This window comes from Nitrosospira sp. Nsp2 (assembly GCF_003050965.1).
Taxonomy (GTDB): domain Bacteria; phylum Pseudomonadota; class Gammaproteobacteria; order Burkholderiales; family Nitrosomonadaceae; genus Nitrosospira.
Map to the genome: position 1 here is coordinate 525295 of NZ_QAOU01000002.1, position 17397 is coordinate 542691.

The following is a 17397-nucleotide window of genomic DNA, read 5'->3' on the forward strand; positions in this document are numbered from 1 at the left end:
CGCGGGGGACGATCTGATTTTCGCTATAGCAAATTTTTTCCATGACTAAGCCGCTGATCCGTGTACTTTTGGTCGAGGACGATGCGGTAGATCGCATGGCTTGCCGGCGAGTGCTTGCTCGGGATCCGGACTATGAATTCGTGCTTTCCGAAGCCGAATCCGGTCACGAGGGGTTGCAACTCGCCCATGAGCAAAGGCCGGACTGCGTCCTGCTCGACTATCACCTGCCGGACTTGAACGGTCTCGAGTTCCTGGCCGCGCTCGCTGACGACACGGGCGATATTTCCATTCCCGTTATGATGCTGACCGGAACGGACAACGCCACAATCGCCGTGGAAGCGATGAAGCGAGGGGCACGCGATTATCTGATCAAGGACATGGAGCAGCAATATCTGGAATTGCTGCCCGCCGTCATCCAGCGCGTGCTGGGAGAACGGAAGGTCCTGCTCGAAAAAAAAAATGCAGAAGAGAAACTCGCGCAGGCCGAGGCTAAATACCGCTCTTTGGTCGAAACCATACCGGCGATCGTATATATCGCCGCGCTTGATGGCACCAATCGGTTCCTCTACGTCAGCTCCCGCATCGAAACCCTCGGGTTTCCTTCGGAAAAATGGCTCGACAATCCGGATATCCTGCTTGCGCAAACTCACTCGGACGACCGGGAACGCACGCTTGAGGAGCGGGCGAAGAGCCAGGAAACAGGCGCTCCATTGCGCTGTGAATACCGTCTGCTTACAGCCGACGGAAAAGTCCTGTGGTTTCGAGACGAAGCCAGCGTAGTGCGGGACGAATCGGGACGGTCGCTGTTTCTCCAGGGTATTCTGGTCGACATCACCGAAAGCAAGCAATCTGAAGAGGAACTGCGGCAACACCGCTTTCGCCTCGAGGAACTGGTGGCGCGACGTACGGATGAGCTGGCGAAGTTGAATGACGAACTGCGATGCGATATCGCCGAACGCAAGCTGATCGAAGCGGAGCTGACCAAAGCCAAAACCGAAGCGGAAAAAGCAAATCTCGCGAAATCCGAGTTTCTTTCCAGCATGAGCCATGAATTGCGTTCCCCGCTCAATGTCATGCTTGGGTTCGCTCAGTTGCTCGAGTCAAGCTCGCCGCCGCCGACCTTCAACCAGATGACCATGCTCAAGGAGATTAACTCCGCGGGATGGTATTTGCTGGAGCTGATCAACAAGATACTCGATCTCGCCACAATCGAATCGGGCAAGCTGGTGGTTTCGCCTGAACCGATGTCCATGACCGATGTCATGCTCGAATGCAGGACCATGATCGAGCCGCAAGCACAAGAACGCGGCATAAAGCTGATCTTTCCGCCACTGGATGTGCATCGGTTTGTCAGGGCCGATCGTACCCGGGTTAAGCAGGTGCTGATCAACCTCTTGTCGAATGCCATCAAATATAACCGTGAGGGTGGCACAGTCGAAGTGAGTTGTCAGGGTGGGGCGGACCGCGTCCGTATAAGCATACGGGACACGGGGCCCGGCCTTACGCCGGACAAGATGACGCAGCTTTTTCAACAGTTCAATCGGCTCGGGCAAGAGAGTGGCTCCGTCGAAGGCACAGGCATTGGACTAGTCGTGACCAAACAACTGGTCGAATTGATGGGGGGCCAGATCGGGGTGGAAAGTACTGTCGGCACCGGTAGCGTATTCTGGTTCGAACTGATCTCAGAGAGCCCCCCTCAAGTCGCCACGGGCGAAAGCAAAATTGAAAAGTTGACCGCGAAGCGGTAAGCAGTTTCTGATCCTTGCCGCTGAGCTGGAAGGCTCAACCGACATGAAAGCTACATCCGGATATGCCCCCAACCCCGCGGAGTATGCCGGGAATACGATTGAAGCGTTGCGAGACGCTGCGATGGGTTGCCAGGCTTGCCCGCTATGGGAGCATGCCACTCAGACGGTCTTCGGCGAAGGGCCTTCCGGCGCTCCGGTGATGCTTGTAGGCGAGCAGCCTGGGGACCAGGAAGATGTTACAGGGCACCCGTTCGTCGGTCCCGCCGGTCAACTTCTGACTCGAGCGCTGACGGCGGCTGGCATTCCGCGCGACCGTGTTTATATAACCAACGCGGTAAAACATTTTAAGTTCGAGCTTCGCGGCAAGCGCCGAATGCACAAGAAACCAGTGGATGCGGAAATCGCCGCCTGCCATGGCTGGCTGAAAAGGGAAATCGAGCTGGTCACCCCGAGCCTCATCGTAGCCATGGGGGCTACGGCGGTACGTTCAGTGCTTGGCCGCCCTGCCCCTATCATGGCTAGCCGGGGAAAAGTGACTGAATATGCGCGGGGGGTATCGTTGCTGATTACCGTGCATCCATCATTCCTGTTGCGCGTGCCGGAGCAGGACAAAGACGACGAATACGAACGCTTTCTTGACGATCTCAAGCTCGCAAGGCCCTTCTTGCGGTGATGTTGTTCCATGCGGATATCCAGCAGCGCTTGCCCGTCGTGCTTGGCAACTGCCAGATGCTCGACGAATAGGCCTGTGCGGTAAGTAACCGACTTCTTCCAACCCGGCGGGCATTATTTTCCCGGCGCTGCTTAATTTTTTTTAGTCGCGCTGGGAAAGGAGATGCAATGAAACGAAAGAATCTTCAGTTCGAAAGTGGGTTTCGCGTCATCCCGGGTAATCGTTTTTCGCAGGCCACGGAGATGGTCCTGCCGCCCGGGCAGGCGGAAGGGGGCCCGGAAAACCGCCATCGGGGGGCAGACCAGTGGCTCTATGTGGTCTCCGGGACCGGTATCGCAACCGTAAATGGGAAACGCTATTCCCTGGGCGAGGGTACGCTCATGCTGATTGAACGGTGCGATGAGCACGAAATCCGCAACAACGGCGATGATCTGCTCCGAACCCTGAATATCTACCTGCCGCCTGCCTATGGCAAGGACGGGGAAGAACTGCCGCCGGCACGGAGGTGATGCCCGATGAGCTCAGCATTTGTCGGAATTTCCGGTTGGCGCTATCCTCCGTGGCGCGGTGTTTTTTATCCTCCTGGTCTTCCCCAGCACAGGGAGCTGGAATACGCATCTAGAGAATTTCCCACCATAGAGATTAACGGTACGTTCTACTCTCTGCAAACACCTGAAAGTTTTCAGCACTGGTACGAACAAACACCGACCGGCTTTATTTTCAGCGTAAAAGGGGCGCGGTATATAACCCATATACGCCGCCTGCGCGATATTGATGCGCCGCTCGCCAATTTCTTCGCATCCGGCTTATTCAACCTCAGAGAGAAACTTGGCCCCATCCTGTGGCAATTCCCGCCAAGCTTTCGTTTTGATCCAGAAAGAATGAAGCAATTCCTTGAGCTTTTACCTCAGGATACGGAACAGGCGCTGAGCCTTGCCCGCCATCGCGAGGCCCGCATGGTGGGGCGGGTACGGCTCGCGATCGACGCGCCGCGACCGTTGCGCCACGCGGTCGAAATTCGGCACGAGAGCTTTATCGACGAATCGTTTGTACAAATGCTGCACGAGCATAACGTTGCATTAGTCGTTGCCGATACTGCAGGCAAATGGCCTTACCGCGAGGATGTCACCGCTGATTTTCTCTACCTTCGCTTGCATGGCGATAAGGAACTTTATGCAAGCGGCTATACCGATGAGGCATTGAATCGCTGGGCAGCGCGGATCGAGGCCTGGCGTGCCGGTTTTCAGCCGGATGATGCGCATCTCATCTCGACGGGATTTAAACCAAAACAATGCCCCAGAGATGTCTACTGCTATTTTGACAACGATATCAAAGTCAAGGCACCGTTTGACGCCAAGGCACTGATAGAAAAACTTGACCTAACTAAATAAACAAACAAAAAAGGGGGAAATTCCCCCCCTCCGTACACCGAACTATTAATGGTTTTTATAGCTTTGGCTACCCGCTTTGGCGTGCTGTGTGGATGAACGACCCCGCGATGAAGAAGAGGATTTCGTTTCATCATCACGTGAGGCAGCCTTGCCCCGGGCCTCCCCGCCTTTTTTGCCCGCTTCGCGGGCCTCTTCCGAGTCAAACTCGTGAGCCGTGCCCTTCTCATGCGCGGCCTTTCCGCCTTTCCGGCCGGCCTCGCGCGCTTCCGCTGAATCAAACTCGTGAGCCGTGCCCTTTTCATGAGCGGCCTTTCCACCTTTCCGGCCGGCCTCGCGCGCTTCCGCTGAGTCAAACTCGTGAGCCGTGCCCTTTTCATGAGCGGCCTTTCCGCCTTGGCTGGCTATTTGACGCTGTCTTTCTGCATCCATAGAGGCGAAGCCGCGCTTACTCGTCCCGCCACCTCCACCACCCCGCTCTTCGCCAGTTTTTTCTCTATTTGTCGCCATCATAAATCTCCTATCATGGATTATTTCAATAATTTCCCGAGACATGCAATTTACTTAAGATTCCCTATATGTCTCGGATTTTCTATCTCCATTATTAGAGTTAAAAGCCAGAGAATGCCTGAATGCTAGTGGGCGGAAACACTTCGCTCTGTTCGGAAGCAAACATAATGAGGAGCCTGTGCGATTGGCGGGGTGAGAGGTGCCAAAACGGAGCGGAGAAAAAGTTGGATGGTGGAGCAGAATTTAAAGAACGACCTGGAGGCGCTCATTGATACGACTCTGCATGTCCTCCATCCACGGTTTTAGGAGATAATTAGCCGAAGCCCCTGAATCCGCTTGTGTCGCACCCCGCCCTAAATTCTGAAGCTAACAGCTTGGTCACCCGGTTTCCAAATCTCCAGGTCGCCCGAACCGTTGATTTGAGTAATCTCATTCACAGCGCGTCATTCCCTATCGCTGTCAACCCCGGCCCGAGCGGACCCGCTCCCTTCCAGCCTCATGTGACCCCGCTGCGCCAACAAGGCAGATAGAGGTGAAAAGGATAATGGACTATTCCGTTGGATGCATGAATATCCGATTAGTGGTAAAAGTCCTGCAACACATCTTCAATACACTTGCCACTTGAAGTTACCACCACAGGAGTGCAGTCATGCCGTCATATGCTGTTTACATACGAACCAAGGAAGGCCACATAGAGCGTATGAAAAATGTTGTCTCACATCTTCCGCTTGTCGCCCGAACGCATTCTGGAGCATCGAATACCTACGTACATGAAGAATCCCTCGTGGGCTTTCCCGAGTCGATGGTGCTTTGGGCAGCTAGCACGGGACCCAGCGTGGGCATCGCTCCACTCAACCCTGATTTGGGTGATCAAATGGCCGGCAGTTAAGCCTTGGTGGTGAAGGATCGGCATCGTTGAATATCAGCTTGATCGAAAAGCTGAAGAACTGGAACTGATGCTTATATCGTTGCACTGGGGACAGGGCAATCGATTCATAATAAAAACTTTGAGCCGCAAAATCGAGCACGAGATGACGGATTATGTCCTTTAGACAAGCACGAGAGCAGGAGCCCTCACCCACAAAAGTTTCCCCATTTTCTGGTGTTGCGAGTCGCTGCTGCCTTACGTGCACGAAGAGGCGCTCGCAGCGCTTACGCATGATTTAAGTCCCCAAGACGATAACGCATAGAGAACGCGGCCCATTCCCCTGCCCCAAGAACACCGGGAAATTCGCGGACACCGCGCGGCAACGAACCGATATGCCCTTGCAGCAGATGTCCCAAAGATGCGAGCGCACCCCCGTGGGAAAACAGTAATAGCTCTGGTTGAACGAATAGACGATAAAAAATTCCCAATTGCGCGGGCGTCAGAACGTTATTTGATTTGCCAGGATAGTTATACGGAAAGGGGTTCGAATCATCCGCGACCCCGGCTTTGCAGGCCCGACGTTGCCTTACGCGGAACCACTTATTCTCGGTGTCCGAGGCGCGCGTCCCTGAATCAATTCCCTTGCGTGAACCCAGTAGTGTGGACAAGTTTTTCCCATCCTACTTCCCGAGAGTACTCTTGATGCGGGATCTTACGAGAGGGCGAATGCCTGGAAGTACGGCGCGGAGCGGAGATGAAAAGGTTGCAGGTTCCACGATGGCGGTATCTTCTACACTTCCGGGGGCTCCAGACTCAGCCCCGACATCACGACGATCTCGATCGGCGCCAGATGGCTGAGGTTGGATGCTCTGGCTATCACATCCTGTTCCTGAAGAAGCTGATGCTGAAACACGTCCTCGTACATGTCCTGGATCAGGAGGTTCACGACTCTCTTCGGCCACCCCATCATCCACCGGTTTGCGATCTCGATCCCAATCTGGCCCGATTCCAATATCATTTGCCGGATCTCATCCGGGTAGATGTCAGCGTTGTACAGTGAATGCATTTTTTTCTCCTGAATCTTGCAGGTTTTTAACATACTCCACGGCCTCCTGCTCGAGTTGACCTGTGATCCTATCTTGCTAGCTCTATTATTCTGTTAAAGAGTTATGCTTCGCTAATTCAACCGTCGAGGTTTGCTCTTTTAGTCATTATCCGGTGCAAAGTTCCCGCCACGATATGCTGCACCAGGTCGTAGAAAATAATAGGCACCATTATATTTTGCCAGGGCCTTGGAATCACGACCATAAGGCCCGTGACCCGAGTGGTAATTTGCCCCCGAGCTCGCCCCGCTGATATCAAGTTATATGGTTAACCAGTTATATAGATATACGGTATGTGGGTTATGCCTTTCAGGTCTTTCTATCTGGGCCGCTATCGCTATCACATATCGGAGGACCTGACTCGCGGTTTGCCACTGCCCAACGTGCCGTTTCTAGCGCATCCCTTCAATCCGGCGCATTACTAAAACAATACGGTGCGGTATCGTGGCTAATCTGAGGCCCGCCTACCCACGGCAAAACGTCGCATTCGAAGCTGCGGATAATATCTTTTATATGAGCCGCTGACCGAGAGCGGCCGTATTTGGGGACGAAGATGGATTCGCCTGCCGAAGCATTCACGCAGGTGGCGGTTCGCATTGCCAACGGGCATTTTGCCGTTTGCATATACTCGCCAATGAAACGCTATTGATTCGACCTATTGATTCGACCGGTAAGTGCCGGGCGTCCAGTCATATTCGGGGTTTCGATCCCTAATGATCACTAGGGCGCCTGGGGCGGCAAATGCCCAACTGTGTAATGCGAGGGTTTTTATTTCGGGATCAGACTTGGTACTGGGCTCAATCGGGATGGTCTGGACCTTGACCTAACCGACCGCCTTGAGGCGGCTGAGCACCTTTATAATTCCCTGTGTCCTTTCCCGGCTCCTGCTTCGATTGCTTCTTTCCCGTTATTCTCCCTTCGTTCGTTGCACCGTTCTTATTCGCAGGCTTTTCTTCGGTTATCACCGGTTTTTGCGTGTTTTCACCTTTAGGATTTTGCGACTGAGCATGAACCATACCTGTGAAACCCAGAATCAAGGCGTTGATAAGAATTATCGCCTGAAGCTTCTTACTTTTTGAGGAAAAAAGATGTTTCATGGCGGCTCCTTTATATAACAGGGTTGAGATAACAGTCTATGTAATATATGAAATAGAAACCGTACGCTACCACACGTCTCCTTCACGCGAAATCGTGGATGGTTCGACCTAACCCTCATCGCCGCAGTTTCATTCTTGTTTAAACCCCCGCTATGGGATATTTCATCAGTATTGCAGGCGAGAACACCGGATGACACCGGTTGCGGGCCCCAAGCCGTCACTTGGCTACCCCTTGATTCACGCTGCCGGTACTGGATTTTTGTAGACACTGCTGCCGGATGAAGCCTATTCGATGCCCTTTCATTCTCTCAGCTCCCTAAAGACTCCCCTGGGTTGGGCTTAGTACTCCTAAGACGTCTTAGCAAATTGCTTATTACTCGTATTGGTTTGGTTATGCGCATTGAGTTGGATCTATGGAGCGCTGTTATCGTCTGCTCCTGCACGGCGATTACCTGTTGAATATGGTTATTCTCCAAAAGCAACCGCTCACGGTCCCTCACCATTGGCATCAGGGATTGAATATAGTTAGCCATAGCATGCAGCTCATTAGTAAATCTCGCCGAAGGAAGAGGATATTGATCACTGAACCCCTCAACTGTCCTTAGATACAAAGATTCCAGAGCGTCGGTCGCCGCGCTAAGCGTGCATCTGCTCCTGACGGCCTCGGTTACAGCTTTGACGTGCTCAGGATTGTACGAAGAAACAGCGCGAACTATGGATTCAGCATTAAACTGGCCTGTGCTCAGTCTTGGCGAAAAATTTTGACTTTGGAAGAAATCAAAGTTGGTTAGATCAACAAGGTCAAGGCAGGCGGAAGGGCTAATTGGCAAGACAGCACATCCAGAAGCCATCGCCTCAATTGCTGATCGGCCGGAAGCAAGCACAATGTCGTACTGGGGTAGCACGACCTCAGGCGCACGTGTCTCTCGCTGCGGCATCCAAAGATCCAGCTTTATACCCATCCATTCAAAGGCTTGGCAGAGCTGGGATGCGTGCCAGCTATGGCGATCAAAACTCCTCAAGTAAAGCAAGGCCTTCCGAGGTTTATGCCTCGGATCACGTACAAAACGAAACCGATCAAGGTCAACCCAATTTGGAATCGTCATGACGTCTCGATCAGATAAACCCAGTGAGAAGCGAATACGTTCCGAAACCACTGAGGACATCCCAACGTAATACCGGATTCGTGGATGAACCGGCGGATCTTCAACCCAGGGTAGATATCCATGGCAATGATAGATGGCCGGGACATCAGGAAAAGCACACAGGGCACGCACCGTATCTAAATGATGCTGGCCATGAATTACATCAGGCTTGAATGGAGAATCAAATGGATCAGGAATGACTGGGATCGACATCCCTTTTAGCATCGTTCCCGCTTCGGCTATTTGCGAACTGCATGCCGCAACCTGATGTCCTCGAGAAGATAAGGCCCTTGCGAGTTCAACCACCACCCACTCACTACCTCCCAAGGTTGCGAGGGTATTGTTGGTGATTAATATATTCATGAGTACCGGTGCGGTGAGCAAGTCGCCAAGGTACATCGGCTGACTTCGGAAATCATGAGCTTCGACGGAGACTTGTCAGTGGGCAAGGCCAAATACCGCTATGTGCCGCAAGGTATGACATTAGATAACGGAATAGCGCCTCAAAGTAGCTGTCAAATCTTACAGGTAGTGCTGGATGTTAAATTCGCCCGGCATACTGTCCACTGCTGAGCTTACTATCAAGGATTCTAAAGATTGGATTTAGATATTCGAAAGGGCTATCATCGGATTCAACATTATGGGAGGGCCTATGGAATGGATACTAATGGCGGTGATAGCTTTCGTGGGCGGAGGTTTGATTGGATTAAAATTAGGTCGCACGAGAACCGATCTTCGGCAAAGGAAAAGCGTACGCGAATGGGCAAAGGGTAGAGCTCGGAAATAAAAAACCCGCCGAAGCGGGTTGCGGACTTGCTTAACGTTATAACGGGTTTTTTCTCTTCGCACGGCGAAGCCGCCATGCCATCACTCCCAACCCTGCCATAAACATTGCGTATGTTTCAGGTTCAGGGACGGCAGGCACATAGGGCGTCGCAACATAAGCGCTGCTCACATTAAGAATATCAAGCGCCCAGTGGGAATTTCGCCCACCAAAGTTTTGGGCATTAAGCCGCCAATCCCTGGAACCCTTGGGATGCAGTATGAGATACATTCCCCGCCATCAGCGAGGTTGAAAGGCTTATACGTGGGTTTGGTTCCGAATGCATCGTTACAACTTTAAATCGAAATCTTCCGCCGATATCTTTTGCTACTTTTGCTACAACAGTGTATGGATCAGACGTTGGGAAAAACTCCGCAATGTAGCTCTCGCCGCTTTCGTTGATCTCGCATCGAAGTAATGGTGGTGCGGCAAGCACGGTTGAGGGCAACCATATTGCAAGGAAGATAACGCTCCGCCAGCCTCATCCTTAATAGCCGTTTTTGAGATGTGCCATCAGTCAAATTCATCCGAAGTTCAGAACTTCAATTTCATCTGATGCCGGACAGCGCGAGCAAAAAGTCTAGCGCCAAATAGCCATCGGGCTGCTACGGACACTTTTGAATCAAGAGGTAATGCATGTCGGACCGGAGGATTTGAGTCCGTCACAGAATCGAGTACAGCTTGTGCAATGATGTTCGGACCAGGGGATCTGGGTTCATTTGCGAGAAGGTGATGAAGACCTTTAAGGATTTTCTGATAAGCCGGGGGATGCGCTACTGTCTTCAATAGCTCGAGTTGCTTTGGCACGAACTCGGTCTTGATAAGCCCTGGAGCAATGAGCACAACTTTAATCCCAAATTCCATTACTTCACCGCGTACGGCCTCGGTCAAGGCTTCAACCGCGTGCTTCGAAGCCGCGTACCAGCCAAAGCCCGGGGTGGATATCCTCCCCATTACTGACGTTATATTTACGATGTGCCCCGACTTCTGCTTTCGCATTTGCGGCAACACTGCTTGCATGAAACGAGCATATCCGAACACATTCACGTCCAGCTGCCTGCGAGCAGCTTCCATCGAGACGCATTCTATAGTGCCTAATTGACCGAAGCCTGCGTTATTCACCAATACGTCGATCTGTCCGCGGCTTAAGATGACATGATCTACTAACTCACGTATCGCAACTTCATCGGTAACATCCAGCTCGATGGGCTCAATATGATTGGAACGTAACTCTTCAAGCCTGCCCATCCGCCGCCCGCTGGCGAAGACATAATAACCATTCGCGGCGAGAAGCTCTGTGGTTGCTCGACCGATCCCGCTAGATGCTCCTGTAACTAGCGCTACTCGCTGAACCATATACCCTCCTGTTTTTTTCTTTCGGAGGAATTCTACCTCTAGCTCGTTAATTCCTGTGTACGCTTGAGCACAATCGGACAGCCGGAGGCGACGAACTGCAGACGCACCGCTTCAGGAAGCTGGTGGCGCTGCACCAAGGTCCAGTCGTCCCCGGTTCAGAAGTAGTGCGACTAATGTTAAGAGTCGCGGTCTCACGGTAATGGAAAAACCCGCAGTTACGCGGAACTATGGAGGTTCTTGGATTTACTTGGGTCGTTGTATGGAGGTAAACCAGAGATTCAGTGCGGGTATTCGGAATTTAAGGACGGAGGAGACCGGCGAGCGGGCGCAAGAGGATGAGTTTGAGCGGGTTTATTCGGTCAGATGCTTGCTGCGACTTGTACAAATCTCATCTGACAATAGTGATCCATAAAAGAAGTATGTCTTACTGGCTGAGTAACGCATAAGACTGTAGTGGAGATAACTGGAAGGGCAATTTATAAAGGTTTCAGCAATTTACCCCGCCCCCTCAATGTTGAGGATTCGTTAGTGAGGGTGGGGATCCGGGTGGGAATTTTGAGTGTTCTGCCATAATGCTCGATGAGAAAGGTATAACGACCCGCCACCGCGACAAGAGGGGCCCACGATATAAAGCAGGAGCGGGTCCAAGGCGAGGAACTGTCGGCGGGCACGATTGCTTGTAACTTAGCAGCCGGCGAGGACGGAGGTTAAAACACCGTTGAGCAAGCGGCGTACATAGCGCACAGCGACTCGCGAGGACATTCCCCGGTTGAGTGCGGAGGCTCAGAAGGCGAAGAAAAAGTGGCGGTCTAGGCCGTAGTGATTACGAAGATGCAGGTCCAGATGAGGATGGCGAATAGATGATTAAGAACGTGCCCTTTGTTGCCGAGGAATACATCGAGCGTGATGTGGCCGCTTCCACCGACTTCATCCAGGGGGTGGCGAAGCGTCGGTTACCGACGCCGCTTTCTTCAAACAGTCGTGCTAGCGCTTACTTGACGGTTCGCCCCAACAGATAATGAGCAGTCTCCAACAACTTGAGACCGTCATTCTACTGCTGATGGCTGTGCTCGCCCTGACGACAATCGCGCGCAAGCTGGTCATTCCCTATCCCATACTGCTGGTAATCGGGGGCTTGGCTCTAGGCTTTATCCCGGGCCTACCGACGATCCATCTTGAGCCGGACCTGGTATTCCTGGTCTTTCTCCCGCCTATCCTATGGGCAGCTGCGTACTTCACTTCGTGGCGGGATTTTCGCGCAAATCTTCGCCCGATCACCTTACACGCCGTTGGTCTGGTGCTCGTCACGACTGCAGCGGTCGCGGTTGTCGCCCATGCTGCGCTGCCAGGACTCGGGTGGGCAGGAGCCATTGCGCTGGGGGCCATTGTTTCTCCTCCGGATGCCGTCTCGGCGACCGCGATAGGAAAACAGCTGCACCTTCCTCACCGCGTCCTCACAATACTGGAGGGCGAGAGTCTCGTGAATGATGCGACTGCGCTGGTGCTCTACCGCGCAGCAATCGCAGCGGCGGTCAGCGGTGCCTTCGTGTTAAGCGACACACTGCTGGCCTTCGTTCTGGCAGGGGCCGTTGGGATCGCGATCGGGCTTACAGTGAGCTTCGTAAGTCGCTGGATTTTAGTCTTGGTCAAGGACAGCTTCAGCGAGATCGCCATCACGCTCCTGGCTCCATATATTGCCTGGGTCTTGGCCGAGCAGGCACACGGCTCAGCCGTGTTGGCCTGCGTGGCAGGAGGTTTCTATCTCCGCCGGCATTTAAGCACGGCCGTTGCGCCGTCTACTCGAATCCAGGCGCGGGCGGTTTGGGAGTTCCTCGTGTTCGTGCTCAACGGCGTCATTTTCATTCTTATCGGCCTGCAGCTCGGCGCCCTTCGTGACGCTGTCCCATCTGGCGAGCTTAACGTCCTCATTCTGGTAGGCGCCCTGGTGAGTGTGACAGCCATCGTCGTGCGCCTGGTGTGGGTGCCGGCCGCCGCCTGGGTGCCCCGACTGGTGAGTCCGCGCTTGCGCGCGCACGATCCGATACCGCCCTGGTCTAATTTGTTCATCATCGGCTGGGCCGGCATGCGCGGGATCGTGTCACTCGCTTCGGCGATGGCCCTGCCGCTGACAACTGCCGCCGGAACTCCATTTCCGTTTCGTGCGGAAATCATTCTCATCGCCTTCATGGTGATTTTCGTGACGCTGGTATTGCAAGGCCTGTCGCTTCCTCTGTTGATCCGCGCGTTGAAAGTAAGGGAAGATCGAGGTCATACGGATGAGGAGAGGCAGGCGCGGGAACAGGCAGCATCGGCCGCCCTTGCTCGACTGGATGACATAGCAAGCGAAAACTGGCCCGTGCCGGAACAAATCGAACGGATGCGGGACCATTATCGCAGCCGCCTGAGGCGCTCCGCCCTAAGCCAAACTGTTGACCCTGAATGGACGCCGGAGGCCGCAGAGGCATTCCGGCGATTGCGGCACGAGACCCTCACGGCTGAGCGACTGACCGCAATCAGGTTTCGGAATGAAGGCGTAATCAGCGATGAGGTGCTCCATCGTCTCGAACATGAACTCGACGTTGAGGCGCTGCGGGCCGGGGTCGGGGAGCTACGTGTCTCATCAGAAAACAGAACCCGGAAGAATCACTAATGATGCGACAAGAGTCAAGAACCGATCGTTATGCCGGACGGCAGCGTGAGCACAGGGCCGCACTCCGCTCAACGCCACGGTGATCATTAAACCCTTCCTTCACGCGATGATGGCAGTTCAAGCCCCGCGCCGCACTGCCAGCAAAGCTGAAAATTAAACGGATTTTCCTCATGGCATGCGCGGCAGAATACCACTCGGGTCTCGACCGGGGTTTTTTCAAATTCATTAACGACGCCTTGCCCCCGCTCAAAATCACTGTCCCGAATAACCCACACCTCTGGATAAGCGTGGGTAAACGGAATATCCCCCAGTCCCCCCTGGGCATGCTCGTTAAATAATTTCGCCGAGATACAATTGTGGTCGAGCATATCGAGCATGATCTGCGCTTCCATAATGCTTGAGGCTGAATAAGTTTTTTTCATTATTTCACAATACTGATAAAAGCCACTCTTACCACCATTGATGTTGTTTCTTGAACCATTAACCTGGCGCTTCTCATGTTCGGTTTTGGTTGGCGCATGCTCCAAACAGTAGTCTACAGCCGCGCATATCGCGCAAACCCGATCAGTTCCACAGCTTGTTCACATTGTAGGACAGCAAAAGGGGAGGAACATCGAGCCCATCAAAGCATAATGTACCTCCTTCCCCGACTTTTGCTCCGGGCCTGCTCGACTTTGAGCCCCGTCCGGGTCTTTGCAGTGAGAGGCAAACTCAGCATTCAAATCTGGTATAGCCATCGGGCGGTCAGGCTCACCAGCGCTATAAATATACCAACAGCAAAGCGGGAAGTATTGAGCGACATTTTCATTTCCTCCAGAAATAATCAAAGGAGAAAATCTAGCATCATCGTTTTTTTATCCCAACCAATAAAAAATGAATAGCTTATCAATCGGCCTGCTGTATTCTGCCATTCCCTGCCTCATTCCAAGTCGCTTTTTTTTGGCAGAGTTACCTTGCGTCAAGCAACGCTTTCAGCTCATATTTTTCCCGGTCGATTTCACCTCGAGTACGCACACCCATCCGGCGCAACATGGGTAAAGGCGGACACCATCCCTGCAGTCCGTGCTGTAACAGGAATGACAACACAAACCCCGGTAACAGGAGCCATCTCCGGTTGACCGTCACCCCAAGCAGAAGGCCCGTCAAGGCCAGTGTGGACGCATTGACTTCAAGTGCGCGCTCGATGTCCCACTCTCGGTCAAGTTCTTCTATTCTTCCACGAATGGCTTCCTCGCTGCTGTTAGCGTAATGCCGGATGTTGTTATTTGTTCGGTGATCTATTTCGCGGTTCACCTCTGGCGCTGTTGAGCGGCGAACGCGATCTGCGCTGGTTGAGTCTTCGGCATGTAACATGTTTTTGCTCCTTGGAGATTGATCCCGCGAATGTTCTGACCGCCTGCTAGGTGACACCAGCCATCTTGCTTTTATCCGTGTCTGTCTTCTGTGCGGAAAAACACGGTCATAGGGTAGAGATTGATTTTCTCCGAACTCAAGTCGAGAGGGTTAAAAATTGCCATTATTATTTATACTATCTTTAACAGCGAAGGGCCGGCGGTTTCGCCTTTTCTTCATACGCTATCGAATCTTTCCTGCTGAAGGGAGCACCAATGTTCATTGACTGGAGTCAGTTTACCCCGTGGTCTGCGCTCATTGGCGGCGGGATGATCGGTTTTGCAGCTGCGCTGCTGATTCTCCTTAACGGAAGGATCGCAGGGATTTCCGGCATTGTCGGGGGGTTGTTCACTGCTGGCAGGGACGATGCAGGATGGCGTATCGCCTTTCTTTCCGGCCTTGTTGCTGCACCCCTGGTCTGGCAGTTTTTCCGGGAGCTGCCGCTAATCCGGGTTGACGCCAGCTATGCCGTATTGGCAGTGGCGGGACTGATTGTCGGAATCGGCACCCGCTATGGTTCGGGTTGCACCAGCGGGCACGGAGTTTGCGGAATCTCGCGCGGGTCGCCGCGCTCGGTTGCAGCAACACTCATTTTCCTGGGGGTAGGCATGCTGGCGGTTTACGTCATTAGGCATGTACTTCCATCATAAGGGAGAAACTGGATGATCAATCTGATAGCGCTGTTGTCCGGCCTGATTTTTGGCCTGGGGCTGATCCTTGCTGGGATGGCCAACCCTGCAAAGGTTCTGGCGTTCCTTGATGTTGAGGGTGCATGGGATCCCTCTCTTGCACTCGTCATGGGAGGGGCGGCAGGGGTTGCTTCGCTGGCATTCGCCGTTGCCCGGGCGCGCCATCGCAGCTATCTAGGCGCAAAGATGCAGATTCCTGACTCGCGGGTGATAGACAGGAGGCTCGTTCTCGGCAGCCTTGCATTTGGCATTGGCTGGGGAATGGCTGGCATATGTCCTGGACCTGCCCTGGTGCTGCTTGGAAGCGGGAGCGCCAAGGGCATCGTCTTTGTCGGGGCCATGCTGCTGGGGATGGGTATTTTTGCGATGCTGGAGAAAAATCGGTAATGGATAGAGGGCAGGATTTTACGGACATGACCCGCATGCATGCTGCGGCGTCCAGCGCCTGCAAGGTGCTCAAGATACTGTCGAATGATTGGCTTCGGATCCTGTGTTAACTGATCACTACCCACAGCAGGGTCGGCGAATTGGAAAAAGAACGCCGAATCCGCCAATTCTAATTTTCGTCATCTTCCTTCTTAATTTCTCTGCAGGTTGGGCTGATGAGTCATTAACCCTTTCGCTACCCATCGGTTGTGAAGTTGGCAAAAACTGCTTCGTCCAGAACTATGTGGATCACGACCCATCCTCCGGCTACCGTGATTTTTCTTGCGGTACCCTAACCTATGACGGGCATGATGGTACTGATTTCCGCTTACCTTCGATGACCGTGATGCGAGCAGGCGTGGCTGTCCTCGCAGTCGCTGATGGCGAAGTCACAGGAGTCAGAGACGGCGAGAAAGACATATCAATCCGAGTGATCAGCAAAGCAGCAGTCGCTGGCCGGGAATGCGGAAACGGCGTTTTGCTACGACATCCCGATGGATGGGAAACGCAGTATTGCCATTTAGCTAACGGCAGTGTCTCCATCTCCAAGGGCCAGCATGTTAAACGCGGTCAGGTACTCGGAAAAGTTGGACTTTCGGGCGCCACCGAGTTTCCACACCTGCATCTATCCGTCTGGCATAACCGGAAAATCGTCGATCCATTTTCTCCCAATGCCCAGTCGGGACAATGCGGTTCTGAACAATCCCTTTGGGATGACGTCACGGCGAAAGTAGTAGCGTATCGAACACGCATTCTGCTTAATCTAGGCTTTGCCGACCGAATCCTCTCCATGGATGATGTCGAGAATGGTAGCCTGGAGAATTTTGCGTTTACCGCGGACAGTCCTGCGTTGGTGGCGCAGGTCAGAATGATTGGTCTTGAGGGCGGTGATATACCGAAGTTGGTTCTGCGAGATCCAAACGGCTCCATCCTTGTCCAAAGCAATCTGAAACCGCTCGATCGTCCGAAGGCACAATTTTTAACGCAGATCGGGAGAAAGCGCCCCGTCACAGGTTGGCCTCAAGGCCGGTACGAAGCGAGATATAGCGTACTCAGAGAGGGTGAATCGGTATTCGAGGAGCGCTTCGGGATCACACTTCAACCCAGCCTATAGACTATATAATCCGCCAGCGCACGCTCTCAACGTCGGGACGAGATCTCCCCATTCAGACTTCTAAGGCTAACAGACCGACTTTCTTATCGCAGTTGAAAAATAATATAACCTATCCATCAAGTCATTGAAAGGCGGGATCCCGCTTCATCCTCACGGACCGCAAAGTGCACATGATCTCTACTGTCGGAGACAAGTCGCCTTTGTGCACAAACAAAAACCATCTGATGTGCTGAGGATGAAATGGGATCACTCAAAGACGGGGCGCTCTGAAAGACGGGGCGCTCTGAATGGATGTAAAGCTCATGGATATTGGATGTCCGAAAGAGCGAACGAATTTATACCTCCAATATGCCCCCAGGCGGATGATGCTATGCTACCGGTTGGGTGGAGGCGACCCTCTTATGTTCCCAACGGT

Annotated in this window: 19 protein-coding genes; 10 read left to right on the plus strand and 9 right to left on the minus strand. The window is 53.2% G+C overall.

Annotation, left to right across the window (positions count from 1 at the left end):
• Nucleotides 1–41 precede the first annotated feature (41 nt).
• The 4 genes from C8R31_RS06600 to C8R31_RS06615 all read left to right on the plus strand — a co-directional run bounded on the left by C8R31_RS06600 (nucleotide 42) and on the right by C8R31_RS06615 (nucleotide 3812).
• Nucleotides 42–1748 carry an ATP-binding protein gene (locus tag C8R31_RS06600; protein ID WP_107693239.1) on the plus strand — a complete coding sequence of 569 codons (1707 nt, stop codon included), beginning with the start codon at nucleotides 42–44 and terminating at the stop codon, nucleotides 1746–1748.
• A 43-nt stretch (nucleotides 1749–1791) separates the two neighbouring features.
• The gene (locus tag C8R31_RS06605) at nucleotides 1792–2421 is read left to right on the plus strand and encodes a UdgX family uracil-DNA binding protein (protein ID WP_107693240.1); all 630 of its coding nucleotides are present in this window, start codon (nucleotides 1792–1794) and stop codon (nucleotides 2419–2421) included.
• 167 nt (nucleotides 2422–2588) lie between these two features.
• Nucleotides 2589–2930, plus strand: a complete 342-nt coding sequence (locus tag C8R31_RS06610; protein ID WP_107693241.1) for a cupin domain-containing protein — start codon at nucleotides 2589–2591, stop codon at nucleotides 2928–2930.
• Between the two features lie 6 nt (nucleotides 2931–2936).
• Nucleotides 2937–3812, plus strand: coding sequence for a DUF72 domain-containing protein (locus C8R31_RS06615; RefSeq protein WP_107693242.1), 876 nt, complete (start codon nucleotides 2937–2939; stop codon nucleotides 3810–3812).
• Nucleotides 3813–3857: 45 nt separating this feature from the next.
• Here the strand turns inward: C8R31_RS06615 and C8R31_RS06620 are convergent, their stop codons facing one another.
• Complete coding sequence (locus C8R31_RS06620; protein ID WP_258192595.1) at nucleotides 3858–4322, minus strand: KGG domain-containing protein; 465 nt, start codon at nucleotides 4320–4322, stop codon at nucleotides 3858–3860.
• A gap of 646 nt (nucleotides 4323–4968) precedes the next feature.
• On the opposite strand from C8R31_RS06620, the gene C8R31_RS06625 reads away from it, so the two are divergent.
• On the plus strand, nucleotides 4969–5208 hold the full coding sequence (locus C8R31_RS06625) for a hypothetical protein (RefSeq protein WP_107693244.1): 240 nt from the start codon (nucleotides 4969–4971) through the stop codon (nucleotides 5206–5208).
• A 263-nt stretch (nucleotides 5209–5471) separates the two neighbouring features.
• Here C8R31_RS06625 and C8R31_RS06630 read toward each other — a convergent pair whose 3' ends face one another.
• The 6 genes from C8R31_RS06630 to C8R31_RS06655 form a co-directional block, all read right to left on the minus strand.
• Entirely contained in the window at nucleotides 5472–5855 is a 384-nt protein-coding gene (locus C8R31_RS06630; RefSeq protein ID WP_107693245.1) for a hypothetical protein, read from the minus strand.
• 122 nt (nucleotides 5856–5977) lie between these two features.
• Complete coding sequence (locus C8R31_RS06635; RefSeq protein WP_146164572.1) at nucleotides 5978–6253, minus strand: hypothetical protein; 276 nt, start codon at nucleotides 6251–6253, stop codon at nucleotides 5978–5980.
• Nucleotides 6254–7087: 834 nt separating this feature from the next.
• A complete protein-coding gene (locus tag C8R31_RS06640) occupies nucleotides 7088–7387 on the minus strand; it encodes a hypothetical protein (protein WP_107693247.1) in 300 nt (99 codons plus the stop codon).
• A gap of 308 nt (nucleotides 7388–7695) precedes the next feature.
• Nucleotides 7696–8895, minus strand: a complete 1200-nt coding sequence (locus C8R31_RS06645; protein WP_181320473.1) for a glycosyltransferase — start codon at nucleotides 8893–8895, stop codon at nucleotides 7696–7698.
• 460 nt (nucleotides 8896–9355) lie between these two features.
• Entirely contained in the window at nucleotides 9356–9586 is a 231-nt protein-coding gene (locus C8R31_RS06650; RefSeq protein ID WP_107693249.1) for a PEP-CTERM sorting domain-containing protein, read from the minus strand.
• A 303-nt stretch (nucleotides 9587–9889) separates the two neighbouring features.
• The gene (locus tag C8R31_RS06655; protein ID WP_107693250.1) at nucleotides 9890–10711 is read right to left on the minus strand and encodes an SDR family NAD(P)-dependent oxidoreductase; all 822 of its coding nucleotides are present in this window, start codon (nucleotides 10709–10711) and stop codon (nucleotides 9890–9892) included.
• 860 nt (nucleotides 10712–11571) lie between these two features.
• Between C8R31_RS06655 and C8R31_RS16025 the strand changes: the two genes are divergently transcribed.
• The gene (locus C8R31_RS16025; RefSeq protein ID WP_181320475.1) at nucleotides 11572–11730 is read left to right on the plus strand and encodes a hypothetical protein; all 159 of its coding nucleotides are present in this window, start codon (nucleotides 11572–11574) and stop codon (nucleotides 11728–11730) included.
• Nucleotides 11730–13361, plus strand: a complete 1632-nt coding sequence (locus tag C8R31_RS06660) for a Na+/H+ antiporter (protein WP_107693251.1) — start codon at nucleotides 11730–11732, stop codon at nucleotides 13359–13361. Before C8R31_RS16025 ends, C8R31_RS06660 begins: the two co-directional genes overlap by 1 nt.
• Before the next feature lie 86 nt (nucleotides 13362–13447).
• Here the strand turns inward: C8R31_RS06660 and C8R31_RS06665 are convergent, their stop codons facing one another.
• Both C8R31_RS06665 and C8R31_RS06670 read right to left on the minus strand, forming a co-directional pair.
• Complete coding sequence (locus C8R31_RS06665) at nucleotides 13448–13888, minus strand: DUF2007 domain-containing protein (protein ID WP_258192596.1); 441 nt, start codon at nucleotides 13886–13888, stop codon at nucleotides 13448–13450.
• A gap of 421 nt (nucleotides 13889–14309) precedes the next feature.
• Nucleotides 14310–14714, minus strand: coding sequence for a hypothetical protein (locus tag C8R31_RS06670; protein ID WP_107693252.1), 405 nt, complete (start codon nucleotides 14712–14714; stop codon nucleotides 14310–14312).
• A gap of 254 nt (nucleotides 14715–14968) precedes the next feature.
• Between C8R31_RS06670 and C8R31_RS06675 the strand changes: the two genes are divergently transcribed.
• The 3 genes from C8R31_RS06675 (at nucleotide 14969) to C8R31_RS06685 (ending at nucleotide 16982) form a co-directional block, all read left to right on the plus strand.
• Nucleotides 14969–15403: a YeeE/YedE family protein gene (locus C8R31_RS06675; protein ID WP_107693253.1), complete on the plus strand. Its 435-nt coding sequence runs from the start codon at nucleotides 14969–14971 to the stop codon at nucleotides 15401–15403.
• Nucleotides 15404–15415: 12 nt separating this feature from the next.
• A complete protein-coding gene (locus tag C8R31_RS06680; protein WP_107693254.1) occupies nucleotides 15416–15829 on the plus strand; it encodes a DUF6691 family protein in 414 nt (137 codons plus the stop codon).
• Between the two features lie 103 nt (nucleotides 15830–15932).
• Nucleotides 15933–16982: a M23 family metallopeptidase gene (locus tag C8R31_RS06685; RefSeq protein ID WP_219907464.1), complete on the plus strand. Its 1050-nt coding sequence runs from the start codon at nucleotides 15933–15935 to the stop codon at nucleotides 16980–16982.
• Nucleotides 16983–17397 lie beyond the last annotated feature (415 nt).